This is a genomic window from Clostridium sp. (genome assembly GCF_016650035.1).
Classification (GTDB): domain Bacteria; phylum Bacillota; class Clostridia; order Clostridiales; family Clostridiaceae; genus Clostridium_AD.
On the sequence record NZ_JAENWM010000009.1, the window covers coordinates 1 to 14,970 of the forward strand.

Below are 14,970 nucleotides of genomic sequence, written 5' to 3' on the forward strand. Positions count from 1 at the left end.
ATTGATAAGTACATTATATATTATAATAATTATAGGTATCAATGGGACTTAAAAAAAATGACCCCTGTACAATACAGAAATCATCTCTTGTCTTGTTAATCTTCTTTTTTTAGAATGTCCTTGACATAGGTACCAGTTTATAATACATAGTTTTTTTATTTTCATATGCCCTAAATCTTTTTACTTGCGTTTTATTTAGATTTACTATTAGTAATAACAACGTCTTCAGATTTATCTTTAGGTAAGATAAGGTTTAGCGCTATTGCAACTATTGTTGTAACAACAATAGATGATTTACCGAATATAGATATAAACCATGTTGGAAATAGTACAAATGCATCAGGAACTTGAACAATACCTATACCTAAGGCAATGGCAATTCCTACAACTGCAGAGTTCCTCATCGTAAGCTTAGCTGAGGAAATCATTTTAACTCCTGTCATTGTTATAGTGGCAAAAACAGAGATTGTTGCTCCACCAAGAACACATTGAGGGATAGTTGTAAGCAGTGAAGCGAATTTAGGGATAAGGCCTGCTAAAATAACAACAAAGGAAGCAAATGCAAATACCCACTTATTAATAACTTTATTTGTAATTACTATACCAACATTTTGACTAAATGTTGCAGTTGGCATACAACCAAAGAGAGAACCGAGTACACTGGAGAAACCGTTTCCAATAATACCGCCAGATAGCTCTTTATGTGTAGGAGTTCTATCCATGCCTCCACCCGTAGTAGCAGATAAATCACCTATAGCTTGAACAGAATTTACAATATACATTATAGCCATAGATATTATGGCTGTAGCATTAAAGCTTATACCAAAGTGCATAAGTTTTGGTGCTTGAAGAAGTCCTGCGGAAGCAAAAGCATCAAAAGATACCATTCCAAGAGATAGGGCAAGAAGATACCCTACAACTATACCTATTAAAATGGATGCTAGTTTGAGAGTTCCTTTAGTAAAGAAATTTAGAAAGACTACAACTCCAAGGGTTATCATGGCAACGGCCCAGTTCAAAGGGGAGCCAAACGTAGGAGAACCAACGCCGCCAGCTATATATTTAATAGCAACTGAATATAGCGACAATCCTATGGCAAAAATAACTGTACCAGTAACAAGTGGTGGAAAGAATTTTATAAGCCTTTTAAGGAATATTCCGAAAATTATGGCTACCATTCCACCAACTATTTGTGCTCCAAAAACCGTAGCAAGATTAAATTCACCAGTAATAGCTGCAAGGGTAGGAACATATGCAAAACTTACCCCCATAATTACAGGAAGCCTTGAACCGATAACCTTGCCCAGGGGAAAAATTTGAATTAGTGTTGCTATACCTGCAAAAAACAGTGAAGACTGTACAAGTAAAATTTTGTCTGGTCCAGTAAGATTTGCAATTCCAGCAATTATGAGAGCGGGTGTAACACATCCCACAATCATAGCAACAACGTGTTGAAGGCCTAAGGGTATAATTTCCTTAATTGATGGCATACCATCATAACTAAATAGTAGTGATTTTTGATTAGAACTCATAATAAACTCCTCCTAGTATTTAACTTTAGTTATTTTATAGTAGTACCTGTAATACCTGCTATACCATCTTTAGCTTTTTCAAGTAGAGTTATAAGTGAATATCTTTCCTCTTTTGATGACGCGAAATCAATTGCAGCTTCTACTTTAGGTAGCATTGACCCAGGAGCAAAGTGTCCTTCCTTTGCATATTGACTAATTTCATGGACTGATATATTATCAAGCCACTTTACATTTGGTTTGCCAAAGTTTATAGCAACTTTTTCTACAGCCGTTAAAATAATAAGACAATCTGCATCAAGTTCTTTTGCAAGTGTGCAACTAGCAAAATCCTTATCAATAACAGCGCTTACACCTTTTAGGTGATTGCCTTCTCTTATAACAGGAATACCGCCCCCGCCACAGGCAATAACAACTTGACCTATATCAACTAACGATCTTATTGTATCAATTTCAACAATACCTACTGGCTTTGGTGAAGCTACAACTTCTCTGTATCCTCGACCTGCATCTTCAACAACTTGTTTACCAGTCTTTATAAAAGTGTCAGCCTCTTCTTTTGTCATAAAACTTCCAATAGGTTTTGTTGGATGTTCAAAGGCTTTATCACTTGGATTTACTTCGACTTGTGTTATTATGGTTGAAACATTTTTGGTTATATTACGATTAAGGAGTTCTTCTTTTAATGCATTTTGTAAATCATAACCAATATATGCTTGACTCATTGCAACGCAGACAGACATAGGAACAGATGAATACTTAGGACTATTTTTATGAAGCTCACTCATTGCAATATTAATCATTCCAACTTGAGGACCATTTCCATGAGAAATAACAACATCATTTCCAGCTTCTATAAGGTCAACTATAGCTTTAGAAGTGGATTTTACAGCTTCCATTTGTTCTTGTAAATTAGTACCAAGAGCATTACCACCCAGGGCTATTACTATTTTCTTGTTCATAAAATTATACCTCCTATGATAAATTCAATTTTGAGAGCAAAAGGCTATATGGATTGTAAAACTCCATGTAGCCTTTTAGGAAAAGCAATTTAAAACATTATTTTATTTTGCGCTCTACATTATTTTTTTCAAGCATAGCTAAAACTCCCTGAGGATTTTTAATTTTGCTTAAGAAAATCATAGAAGCTATTGCGTAAGGTTTATAAGAAGCTTGCTTGTAAAGTGGTTTACGGTAACGATCAAATACAGATGCGTCAACTTCTCCAGTTTTACAACTAAGTCCTGTGATATCAGCTGGAAGGCAATGCATATAAAGTGCTTTTCCATCTTTTGTTGTTTTCATAAGTTCTTCAGTACACTGCCAATCCATATGTTCTGCGTTTTGCGCAAGAAGTTCTTTTTCAAGGGCTTTAATCCCTTCAGTATCACCATTACCATATAAATCTGTACGTTTTTCCATAGCAACGAAAGGAGCCCAGCTTTTTGGATAAACTATGTCTGCATCTTTGAATGCTTCTTCCATAGAGTTTGTTTTTGTAAATGATCCACCAAACTGTGCAGCATTTTTTATTGCAACTTCTTCAACTTCACCCATAACTTCGTAACCTTCAGGATGTGCAAGAACAACATCCATACCAAAACGAGTTAGAAGTCCGATTATTCCTTGTGGAACTGAAAGTGGTTTACCATATGATGGAGAATATGCCCAAGACATAGCGATTTTTTTACCTTTTAAGTTTTCAATGCCACCAAATTCATTGATAAGATGAAGAGCATCAGCCATACACTGTGTAGGGTGATCAATATCACATTGTAAATTAACAAGTGTAGGACGTTGTTCTAAAGTGCCTTCTTCATTACCTACTTTAACAGCTTTAGATACTTCGCGCATATAAGTATTACCTTTTCCAATATACATATCATCACGGATACCAATAATATCTGCCATGAAAGAAATCATGTTAGCAGTTTCTCTTACGGTTTCTCCATGAGCAATTTGAGATTTTCCTTCATCTAAATCTTGAACTTCAAGTCCAAGAAGGTTACATGCAGAAGTGAAACTAAATCTTGTACGAGTTGAATTGTCACGGAATAATGATACTCCAAGGCCACTATCAAAAATCTTTGATGATATATTGTTTTCACGAAGCGTTTGAAGAGATTGTGCAACAGTAAAAACTGCCTCTAATTCATCCTGTGTTTTTTCCCAAGTAAGTAAAAAATCATTGTTATACATATTTTTTAGGTCAAGTGAGTCAAGTTTGCTTACGTACTTATCCATTAAAGCCATTATTAAACACTCCTTTTAATTTAGATTATTTGTTTTTGCAATAAATTGTTGGAAGAGCAGCATATACAGCAGCACATTTAACTAGGTCAGCTTTCCAAGTTCTTTCATTTGGAGCATGTGCCTGAGATTCTGCACCAGGTCCAAATCCTATGCATGGTATTCCATGACGACCCATTATAGCAACGCCGTTTGTTGAGAATGTCCATTTATCAGTAAGTGGACGAGCTTTTCTCATTTCATCAGTGCTTTCAGAACCGCTTCTTGTTGTTCCGAACATTCCTTTGTAGGATTCTTCCATTGCCTTAACAACAGCATGGTTTTCAGGAATAACCCATGTAGGGAAGTAGCAATCCTGAGGGTATGAAAGTCCAGTCCAACTTTCTTTTTCATATTTATACATAGTAACTTCTGCATTGTATTTTTTAGCAGCTGGAAGCTGACGGATTTCTTCTAAACAGCTTTCCCATGTTTCTCCAGATGTCATACGACGGTCTAATGAAATCGCGCAAGAATCAGCTACAGCACAACGGCTTGGTGAAGTAAAGAATATTTCTGATGTAGCTACAGTACCACGTCCGAGGAAATTAGCTTCTTCAAAATTAGGGTTGAATTTTTTATCTAACATTTTTACGAGACCTTTGATTTCTGTAGAATCGGCAGCATCATTTGTGTTAAGGTTTTTGACATCCATTAATATTTCAGCCATTTTGTAGATTGCGTTATCGCCTCTTTCTGGAGCTGAACCGTGGCATGAAACACCCTTAACATCAACACGGATTTCCATACGTCCTCTATGTCCTCTGTAGATACCGCTATCAGTTGGCTCTGTGCTTACAACAAATTCAGGTTTTATTTTGTCCTGTTCTATGATGTGCAGCCAGCAGTTTCCGTCACAGTCCTCTTCTTGTACTGATCCAACTACGAGAGCTGTGTAATCTTCGCTTAACATGTCAAGATCTTTCATTATCTTAGCGCCGTATACAGCAGAAACTATACCACCAAGTTGATCAGACGTACCACGTCCGCCAATTTCTTCTTCAGTTTCATAACCTATATAAGGATCAAAAGTCCAGTTAGAAAGCTCTCCAAGACCAACAGTGTCAATATGAGCATCAAAAGCTATAAGAGTTTTACCTGTTCCAACATAACCTAAAATATTACCTTGCGCATCAATATCTACTTTATCAAAACCAAGTGATATCATTTCTTGCTCTATTCTTTTAACAACACCTTCTTCTCCACAGCTTTCGCCCGGTATAGCAATTAAATCACGTAAGAATTTGGTCATTTGAGGTTCATAGCCCTCTGCACTTAGTTTAATACCATTAAAATCCATAATGTATACCTCCTATAATAATTTTTAGATAAATTTTATATGCATTGGAATGTTAAATTAATATTCACCATTCCAAACAATTTTACGGTAGAAATCTGGGTCAGTATTTCCTTCAGTTGAAAAGAGTAGAACTTTTGAATTTTCATTTAGTTTTAGAGCTTCTTTTAAATCCTTTAAATTATCGTTTGTCATGATTTCAAACAAAATACCCATTGTTACAGCGCCAGACTCACCAGAAATAACTTTAGGATCACCCTTAAGAGGCACTGCAAGTATTCTCATACCGTTAGCTGACACATGATCTGAGCATGATATAAAGTGAGAGCTGTTGTTTTTTAAAATATCCCATGCTATTGTATTTGGTTCGCCACAGGCAAGCCCTGCCATAATGGTTGGCATATCATCACTAACAATTCTTACTTCTCCATCGTTAGCTTTAGCAGAGCGGAATATACAATCTGCCAAATTTGATTCCACCACAACTACTGTTGGGGGATTCTCTGGATAAGCATTTGCAAAATATCCTTGAACTGCACCAGCAAGAGAACCAACACCAGCTTGTATGAAAATATGAGTTGGTGCGGAGGAGCTATCAGACTTTAGTTGTTCGTTGGCTTCCATTGCCATTGTTCCATAACCTTGCATAATCCAAGTTGGAATCTCTTCATAACCTTCCCAAGCTGTATCTTGAATAACAACAGAACCGGGAACCTTTGCTGATTCCGCCATTGCTATGCGTACACATTCATCGTAATTAACATCTTCAATGGTTGCTGTAGCACCTTCATTTCGGATGTTTTTCAGTCTAGTTTCTGTTGAGCCTTTTGGCATAAAAACAACACATTTTTGATGTAATTTGTTAGCAGCCCAGGCAAGTCCTCTTCCATGATTACCATCTGTTGCAGTAAAAAAAGTTGTTTGTCCAAATTCTTCAAGAGTTTCTTTTGATGTTAGAATATTGTACGGTAGTTCAGATATGTCTTTTCCAAGTTTTTTTGCAATATATGAACCTATAGCAAAAGATCCACCTAATACTTTAAAAGCATTTAATCCAAATCTTTTAGATTCATCTTTTACATATAGATTTTTAAGTCCTAAGAAATTAGCCATCTTATCTAGCTTAACTAGTGGCGTTTCAGTATACTGTGGAAAACTCTTATGAAATGAAGCAGCTTTTAAAACCTTTTCAGGTGACATTATATTCAGTGTGTCAGTAGATGTTTTTGGGAGCTTATTAGGTACCCATTTTATTTTTGTCATTAAAAAACCTCCTGTGTTTTCATATATATCATATTTTGCTTTGTTATAATATCGATTAAATTATATAATAAAGCTGAAAATTTAAACAATTTCATAAATCCAGTATATCAAAAATTTTTTCTAAAATCAACAAAAATTACAAAAATATTTTTAATTTACAAAAATATTTTTAAATTGATTGAAGAAATCTTAAAAAGATGATAAAATGTAATTATAAAGTAATGTGAATAATCAATTAATAAATTTAATTGTTTTTCTATCGAAAAAATATAAATTGTAGGAGGAATATTATGATATTAATAGGTAATGGTAAGTTACTAACTAGAGATGATAATAATACATTTATCCAAGATGGTTGTGTATGTGTTGATGGTAATATTATTGTAGATCTTGGAACCACAGAGCAAATGAAGAAAAAATATGGGGCTGCAGAGTTTGTGGATGCCAGAAAAGGTTTGATTATGCCAGGAATGATTAATACTCATCATCATATATATAGTGCATTCGCTCGTGGTCTTGCGATTAAGGGGTTTAGTCCTAAAGGCTTTTCTGATATTTTAGAAGGAATGTGGTGGACAATAGATAGGTTACTAACTCTGGAAGATACAAAGTATAGTGCTTATACAACTTACTTAGATTGTATAAGAAATGGTGTTACAACTGTTTTTGATCATCATGCAAGTTATGGTAATATAGAAGGAAGTTTATTTGAAATATCTGATGCAGCTAAAGAACTTGGAATCCGAACTTCACTATGTTATGAAGTTTCTGATAGAGATGGACAGGAAAAAATGAAACAAGCAGTAAAAGAAAATGTTGAATTTATGAAAAAAGTAAAAAACGACACTTCGGATATGCAAAAGGGTATGATGGGACTTCATGCATCCTTTACATTAAGTAATAAAACCCTTGAGTATTGTGCACAGAATATGCCTTACGATGCTGGTTATCATGTACATACAGCTGAAGGTATAACGGATGTATACGATTGCCTTAAAAATTACAACAAAAGGATAGTAAATCGATTTTTTGATTTTAACATCTTAGGTGAGAAAACTATCGCTGTTCATTGCATCCATACAAATAATGGGGAAATGGATTTATTAAAGCACACGGATACTATGGTAGTTCATAATCCCGAATCTAATATGGGAAATGCAGTAGGATGTACACCAGTACTTGAACTTGCAAAAAAAGGAATTACACTAGGACTTGGAACAGACGGATATACAAGTGATATGCTTGAATCAATGAAGGTTGCAAATATTTTGCAAAAACATCATAACTGTGATCCAACTGTTGCATGGGGTGAAGTACCACTAATGATTTTCGACAATAATGCAAAGATTGCCAATAGATTTTTCGAAAAACCACTTGGAGTTATAAAAAAGGGAGCTTATGCTGACATTATAGTAGCGGAATATGATTCGCTAACACCGCTAGATGGAAACAATGCAAACTCTCATATATTATTTGGAGTAAGTGGGAGATGCGTTACAACTACAATGATAAATGGTAAAGTGCTTATGAAAGACCGCGAAATAATCGGAGTTGATACTGAAAAAATCATGATAAAATCAAGAGAATTATCAACTGAGTTATGGAATAAAATTAATAAATAAAAAATAGGAGGAATTAGATATGAGAGATAGAATGACACCTATTCCATTTAAAGATTTAATGGAATGGATAACTGAAGAAAACAAGAAATATGGTAAGATATTTGGAGTAAATAAATTTTTTAAAGACAATGATAATAAGGTGCTTGAAATTTTTGGAGAAAAAATAGAAACTCCTTTTGGGCCAGCTGCTGGTCCAGCTACACAGCTTGCACAAAATATAATTGCATCTTATGTTTCTGGATGTAGATTTTTTGAATTAAAAACAGTACAAACTCTTGATGGAGAAGATTTACCTGTATCAAAGCCATGTATAAATGCATCAGATGAGTGCTATAACGTAGAATGGTCAACAGAGCTTAGAGTTACTGAGGCTTATGATGAGTATGTTAAAGCTTGGTTTGCCCTAAAATTATTATCAAAAGAATTAGAACTTGGAGATCCTAATGGATTTATTTTTAACATGAGCGTAGGCTATGATTTTGAGGGGATTTCTTCACCTAAAATAGATGATTTTATTATGGGCCTAAAAGATGCATCTAAGAGTGATATATGGAAGGAGTGCAAAGAATATACTTTAGATAATATAGAAAAATTTAAAAATATAGATAGTGAATATGTTGAGAATATATCAACTAAAGTAAGTACATCAATAACATTATCAACTCTACACGGATGTCCATCAAAAGAAATTGAACGTATTGCAACATATTTAATAAGTGAAAAAGGTATGAACACCTTTGTAAAATGTAATCCTACAATATTAGGTTATGAATTTGCAAGAAAAACATTAGATGGTATGGGATATGATTATCTGACATTTGATGATCATCATTTTATTGAAGACTTGCAATATGCTGATGCTATAGTTATGTTTAAACGCCTTCAAGTGTTAGCAAGTGGCGCTGCATTAACCTTTGGTGTTAAATTAACTAATACATTGCCAGTGGGAATTAAAAATAATGAATTACCTGGCGATGAGATGTATATGTCAGGAAAATCTCTATATCCACTTTCAATAGCTCTTGCTTATAAGCTTTCAAAAGAATTTAATGGCACACTTAAAATGTCTTATTCTGGAGGAGCAGATGTTTTCAATATAAAACAGATATTTGAAACAGGTATATGGCCTATAACAATAGCAACAACGCTGTTGAAAATTGGTGGATATGAAAGATGTGTTCAAATCGCTGAAACTCTTAAAGAATCAGAATATGAGAACAAGTATGTTATGGATAATGAAAAATTGTATGAACTTAAAAATAGTTCGATAAGTGATATTCATCATATTAAGCCTATAAAACCAATTCCTAGTCGTAAAATAAATGCAAAAGTACCACTAGTTGATTGTTTTGTTGCTTCTTGTCAGGATGGATGTCCTATAAATCAAGATATTCCAGAATATATACGTCTTGTAGGGCAAGGCAAACATCTCGAGGCATTAAAGGTTATAACTTTAAAGAATCCTCTACCATTTATTACTGGAACAATATGTAATCATGCCTGTATGAGCAAATGTAGTAGAATTTTCTGTGATGAGTCAGTTAATATCAGAAACATAAAATTACAAGCTGCAGAAAATGCATATGATAATTTGATGAAAGAGATTAAAGAAACAGAAAAAAGTAGCGTAAAGGTTGCCATAATAGGTGGAGGAGCTACAGGGCTTGCAGCAGCGTATTTCCTTGCAAGAGAAGGAATTAGTGCAACAATTTTTGAAAAACGAAAATCACTAGGTGGAATAGTAAAACATGTAGTCCCAGAATTTAGAATATCAGGGGATACTGTTGAAAAAGACGTAGAGCTTATTAAAAAATTAGGAGTTGAAATTCACCTAAACTCAGAGCAGAATTCTGTAGATGAGTTAAGGAAACAAGGATATAAATATATTTTACTTGCAATTGGTGCTTGGAAACCAGGCAGGTTAGATATTAAAGGTGACAATGTTATTAATGTAATTGAATTCTTAGAGAGATTAAGAAGTGGAGATAGCAGCCTTAACCTTGGCAAAAATGTTGTAGTTGTAGGCGGTGGTAATACGGCTATGGATGCAGCTAGGGCAGCTAAAAAAGTTAAGGGAGTAGAACATGTATATTTAGTGTACCGTAGAACTAAAAAGTACATGCCTGCAGATGCTGAAGAACTTTACCTTGCAATTGAAGATGGAGTAGAGTTTAAGGAGTTATTAGCACCAGTTAAAATTAGTAATGGAGTTCTTACATGTGAAGTTATGAAATTGGGAGAGCCAGATGAAAGCGGCAGAAGAAAACCAGTTGGTAGCGGAGAGATGGTAGAAATACTTGCAGATATTTTAGTATCAGCAGTTGGCGAGAAGGTAGATGCTAAGATATTTAAAGAAAACAATATTTTGGTAAATGAAAGAGAACAGGCAGTTGTAAACGAGGCAACACTAGAAACAAACATCGAAAAAGTGTATGTCGCTGGAGATGGTCTACATGGTCCTTCAACAGTAGTTCAAGGTATAGCAGAAGCAACTAAGTTTGCAAGGGCTGTAGTTAGCAATGAGAAAAATTATGATTTCACAATAAATTCAGAAAGATTAAATGATGATACTTCTGGAATAAATGCAAAGAAAGGTATACTTAAAATGGGAACTTGTGGTACTTCTGAAACTGAAAGATGCCTTCAATGTTCATCGATATGTGAAGTTTGCGTGGATGTTTGTCCTAATCGTGCAAATGTCACAATAAACGTTAAGGGTAAAGAAATGCATCAAATAATCCACCTTGATAAACTGTGCAATGAGTGTGGTAACTGTGAAACGTTCTGTCCATATAGTAGTGCTCCATATAAAGAGAAGTTTACACTATATGCTACAGTAGCAGACTTTGAAAATAGTGAAAATATGGGATTTGTGATCTTGAATGTGGATAAGAATATTGTGAAAGTTAGATTAGAAGGCAAAATTTTAGAGGTTAATCTTAAAGATAATAATACAGGAATACCTAAAGATATAGAGAATATGATTTGGGCTGTAATCACTGATTATAGTTATATGATATAAAAAATGTGAGGTGAAATAAAATGTCAATTATTATTAAAGGCGGAACTATTGTAACTCCGAGTAAAAGCTATATTTCAGATATTAAAATTGAAGGTGAGATAATTGTTAACATTGGTGAGGATTTACAAGATGATAAGGCTAAAATAGTAGATGCAAAAGGCTGCTTAGTATTTCCAGGATTTATTGATTCCCATACTCACCTTGATCTAGACACAGGATACACTAGAACTGCAGATAATTTTAAAACCGGTACTGCTGCAGCTATCATCGGTGGAACTACAACAATTTTAGATTTTGCAACCCAAAACAAAGGAGAAACTCTAAGTGAAGCCTTTAATAATTGGCATAACCTAGCAAAAGGCGTTTCAAGCTGTGATTATGGCTTTCATATGGCAATAACAGATTGGAACAAAGATGTTAAAAATGAGATTCAGACAATGTGCCAGCAAGGGATAACGTCATTTAAAGCGTATATGGCTTATGATAATTTACGTGTTAATGATGGAGAAATATATGAAATACTAAAATGCCTTAAAAAGTATAACGCTATACTTGGTGTTCATTGTGAAAATGGTGATCTTGTAAATACTATGGTAAATGAGCAGCTGAGCTCAGGAAATACTACTCCAGCTGCTCATCCATTATCAAGGCCCAATATGGTTGAAGCGGAGGCAGTATCAAGATTTATAGATATTGCATACTTAGCGGGAGCGCCTATATATATTGTACATTTAAGTACAAAAGAATCCTTAGATGTGGTTTTAAAAGCAAGAAAAAGAGGACAGAAAGTATATATAGAAACCTGTCCTCAATATCTACTTCTAGATGATAGTTTATATTTAGGCGAGGATTTTGAAAGTGCTAAATATGTTCTGTCACCACCACTAAGGAAAAAAGATGACATAGAAAGATTATGGCAAGCACTTCAGAGTGGAGATATCGACATAATCGGAACAGATCATTGTAGTTTTAATCTTAAAGGGCAAAAGGAACATGGCATAAATGATTTTAGTAAAATTCCAAGTGGACTACCAGGAATTGAACATAGGCCAATCCTCATGTATACCTATGGAGTAGATAAGGATATAATAACTAAAGAACAAATGTGTAGCATGCTTAGTGAAAATACAGCAAAAATGTTTGGAATGTATCCTCGCAAGGGAACTCTACAAGTTGGAAGTGATGCAGACATAGTTATATGGGATACACTTCGCGCTGGGTTTATATCTGTGGATAATCAAAAACAAAATGTAGATTATACACCTTATGAAGGCTTTAAAACTATAGGATATGCTAAACAGGTTTTTTTAAGAGGAAATCATATTGTGCAGGATGGAAATATTATAAATGAAAATTCAGGAAAATATATAAAACGGGGTGGAAATAATGTTTAACTTTGTTGTAAATGGAAATAAGATCTCTACAAGTGAAGATAAAAAGTTAATTACTTTTCTAAGAGAAGATATGAACCTAACATCAGTTAAGAATGGTTGCTCTGAAGGTGCTTGTGGAACATGTATGGTTTTAGTTGACGGCGTGGCAAAAAAAGCATGTGTATTAAAAACAAGTAAGCTTGTGGATAAAAATATTGTAACTGTTGATGGACTTACAGATAGAGAAAAAGATGTTTACGGATATGCGTTTATGGAAGCTGGAGCAGTTCAGTGTGGATTTTGTACCCCAGGAATGGTTATAAGTTCAAAAGGTTTAATTGATAAGGTAGAAGATCCAACAGAACTGGAGATAAAAAATGCCTTAAAGAATAATATCTGTCGTTGCACTGGATATGTAAAAATAATAGAAGCTGTGAAACTTGCTGCAAAATTATTAAGAGAGAATACAGAAGTACCTAAAGGTGTCTGCAGCGCACTAGTTGGGGAAAACTTAAATAGAATTGACGCAGTGGGTAAAGTTGTCGGAACAGCAGAATATGTAGATGATTTGCGTATAGAGGGCATGATTTATGGTGGAGCAGTTAGAACTAAATATCCAAGGGCTATAGTAAAAAGTATAGACGCTAGCGAGGCTAAAAATTTGCAGGGAGTTTATGCAGTAATTACATCAGATGAGCTTCCTGGAAATCAAAAAGTCGGACATATTATAAAGGACTGGGATGTATTAATACCTATTGGCAAGACAACTCACTGCATAGGAGATGCTATAGTTTTAATAGCAGCGAAGTCACAAGAAATATTAGAGAAAGCTAAATCACTAGTTAAAATTGATTTTGAGGAATTAATGCCTGTTACATCTCCAATCGAGGCTCTAAAAGGAGATGCTCCTCAAATACACGCAAGTGGTAATATACTTGCAACTGAAAACTTGGTGTTTGGTAATGCTGATAAATTTATAAAAAGTTCAAAGTATGTAGTAACTAATAAATACAGCACACCATTTACAGAACATGCTTTCTTAGAAACAGAAACAGCTGTTGCTAGACCTGATGGTGATGGTGGGATAATAATATATTGTGCAGACCAAGGAATTTATCAAACACGGAAGGAATCAGCAGAAGCACTTGGACTCGATCAAAGTAAAGTAAGAGTAGTAAGTAAAATAGTTGGCGGTGGGTTTGGTGGCAAAGAAGACATGAGTGTTCAGCATCATGCAGCGATTCTTGCCTTTTTAACAAACAAACCTGTAAAGTTTGCACTCTCAAGGAAAGAGAGCATAATGTTACATCCAAAACGTCATGCAATGGAAATGGAGTTTACAACTGCATGTGATGAAAATGGATATTTGACTGCTATGCAAGCTACTATAATTGCCGATACTGGAGCTTATGCATCCCTGGGAGGACCAGTCCTTCAAAGAGCTTGTACCCATGCAGCAGGTCCGTATAATTATCAAAATGTTGACATAGTTGGAAAAGCAGTATATACAAATAACCCACCGGCAGGAGCATTTAGAGGATTTGGAGTGCCACAGAGTTGTTTTGCAATAGAGTCTAATTTAAATCAGCTTGCAGAAATGGCAGGAATAACTCCATGGGAAATAAGATATAGAAATGCTATAAGACCAGGGCAGATACTTCCTAATGGTCAAATTGCAGATGAGTCTACAGCTATTGTTGAAACACTAGAAGCAGTAAAAGAAATATGTGAAAAGTATCCAAAAGCTGGAATAGCTTGTGCAATAAAAAACAGTGGGCTTGGGGTAGGGCTTCCTGACGTAGGACGTTGTAAACTCATTGTAAAGGATAATAAAGTATATATCCATTCCAGTGCAGCTTGTATTGGACAAGGACTTGGAACTATATTAACGCAAATAGTTTGTGAAACTCTTAATATATCATCGGATAGTGTTGTATATGCAGCGCCAGATACTTCAACTTGCCCTGATTCAGGAAATACAACAGCTTCACGTCAAACCTTATTTACTGGTGAGGCGGCTAAAAAAGCAGCTATAAAACTTCTTGATACATTAAGTTATCAGAAATTAGAAAACTTAGATGGTGAGGAATTTAACGGAGAATTTAAGGGAATAACTGATAAAATGAATTCAATTAAACAAAACCCTATAAGTCATGTTGCTTATGGATATGCAACTCAGGTTGTTATCTTAAATGATGAAGGTACAATAGATAAAGTTATTGCGGTTCATGATGTTGGTACTGCTGTTAATCCTAAAAACATTGAGGGACAGATTGAGGGTGGCGTTGTTATGAGTCTTGGGTATTCATTAACAGAAGATTATCCACTTGTGGGCAGCATTCCAACTGCAAAATTTGCTACATTAGGATTATTTAAAGTAACACAGGTTCCAAAAATAGAGTGTATAATACTCGGTAAAGGCAATAATAAACTTGCATACGGAGCAAAAGGAATAGGCGAGATATGTTCAATACCTACCGCTCCCGCTGTGGCTGGTGCCTATTATAATTATGATGGGGAATTTAGGACTAAGCTTCCTATTTCTAATACACCATATAGAAAGAAAAAATAAAAA

General features: G+C 34.8%; 10 protein-coding genes. 5 read left to right on the forward strand and 5 right to left on the reverse strand.

What is annotated here, in order from left to right; all coding sequences use genetic code 11:
* Positions 1 to 99 (forward strand): IS3 family transposase (locus JJD95_RS03555; RefSeq protein ID WP_291639266.1); only part of this gene is annotated, 99 nt, incomplete at its 5' end.
* A gap of 92 nt (positions 100 to 191) precedes the next feature.
* Here the strand turns inward: JJD95_RS03555 and JJD95_RS03560 are convergent.
* From JJD95_RS03560 to dpaL, 5 genes are all read right to left on the reverse strand, one after another.
* Positions 192 to 1,532: a nucleobase:cation symporter-2 family protein gene (locus JJD95_RS03560; protein WP_291640426.1), complete on the reverse strand. Its 1,341-nt coding sequence runs from the start codon at positions 1,530 to 1,532 to the stop codon at positions 192 to 194.
* Positions 1,533 to 1,561: 29 nt separating this feature from the next.
* Positions 1,562 to 2,491, reverse strand: coding sequence for a carbamate kinase (arcC, locus tag JJD95_RS03565; RefSeq protein ID WP_291640428.1), 930 nt, complete (start codon positions 2,489 to 2,491; stop codon positions 1,562 to 1,564).
* A gap of 97 nt (positions 2,492 to 2,588) precedes the next feature.
* Positions 2,589 to 3,782 carry a knotted carbamoyltransferase YgeW gene (ygeW, locus tag JJD95_RS03570; protein WP_291640430.1) on the reverse strand — a complete coding sequence of 398 codons (1,194 nt, stop codon included), beginning with the start codon at positions 3,780 to 3,782 and terminating at the stop codon, positions 2,589 to 2,591.
* Positions 3,783 to 3,807: 25 nt separating this feature from the next.
* Positions 3,808 to 5,118 carry a YgeY family selenium metabolism-linked hydrolase gene (locus tag JJD95_RS03575; RefSeq protein WP_291640432.1) on the reverse strand — a complete coding sequence of 437 codons (1,311 nt, stop codon included), beginning with the start codon at positions 5,116 to 5,118 and terminating at the stop codon, positions 3,808 to 3,810.
* 57 nt (positions 5,119 to 5,175) lie between these two features.
* On the reverse strand, positions 5,176 to 6,378 hold the full coding sequence (gene dpaL, locus JJD95_RS03580) for a diaminopropionate ammonia-lyase (RefSeq protein ID WP_291640434.1): 1,203 nt from the start codon (positions 6,376 to 6,378) through the stop codon (positions 5,176 to 5,178).
* Between the two features lie 290 nt (positions 6,379 to 6,668).
* On the opposite strand from dpaL, the gene ssnA reads away from it, so the two are divergent.
* From ssnA to xdh, 4 genes are read left to right on the forward strand one after another with little or no spacing between them, the layout of a single operon-like run.
* Complete coding sequence (gene ssnA, locus JJD95_RS03585; RefSeq protein ID WP_291640436.1) at positions 6,669 to 8,000, forward strand: putative aminohydrolase SsnA; 1,332 nt, start codon at positions 6,669 to 6,671, stop codon at positions 7,998 to 8,000.
* Between the two features lie 19 nt (positions 8,001 to 8,019).
* Positions 8,020 to 11,022 (forward strand): putative selenate reductase subunit YgfK, encoded by a 3,003-nt coding sequence (ygfK, locus tag JJD95_RS03590; protein ID WP_291640438.1) that lies wholly within the window; start codon positions 8,020 to 8,022, stop codon positions 11,020 to 11,022.
* A gap of 20 nt (positions 11,023 to 11,042) precedes the next feature.
* Positions 11,043 to 12,416, forward strand: a complete 1,374-nt coding sequence (gene hydA, locus JJD95_RS03595) for a dihydropyrimidinase (RefSeq protein WP_291640440.1) — start codon at positions 11,043 to 11,045, stop codon at positions 12,414 to 12,416.
* Positions 12,409 to 14,967, forward strand: coding sequence for a selenium-dependent xanthine dehydrogenase (gene xdh / locus JJD95_RS03600; RefSeq protein WP_291640441.1), 2,559 nt, complete (start codon positions 12,409 to 12,411; stop codon positions 14,965 to 14,967). Before hydA ends, xdh begins: the two co-directional genes overlap by 8 nt.
* Positions 14,968 to 14,970 lie beyond the last annotated feature (3 nt).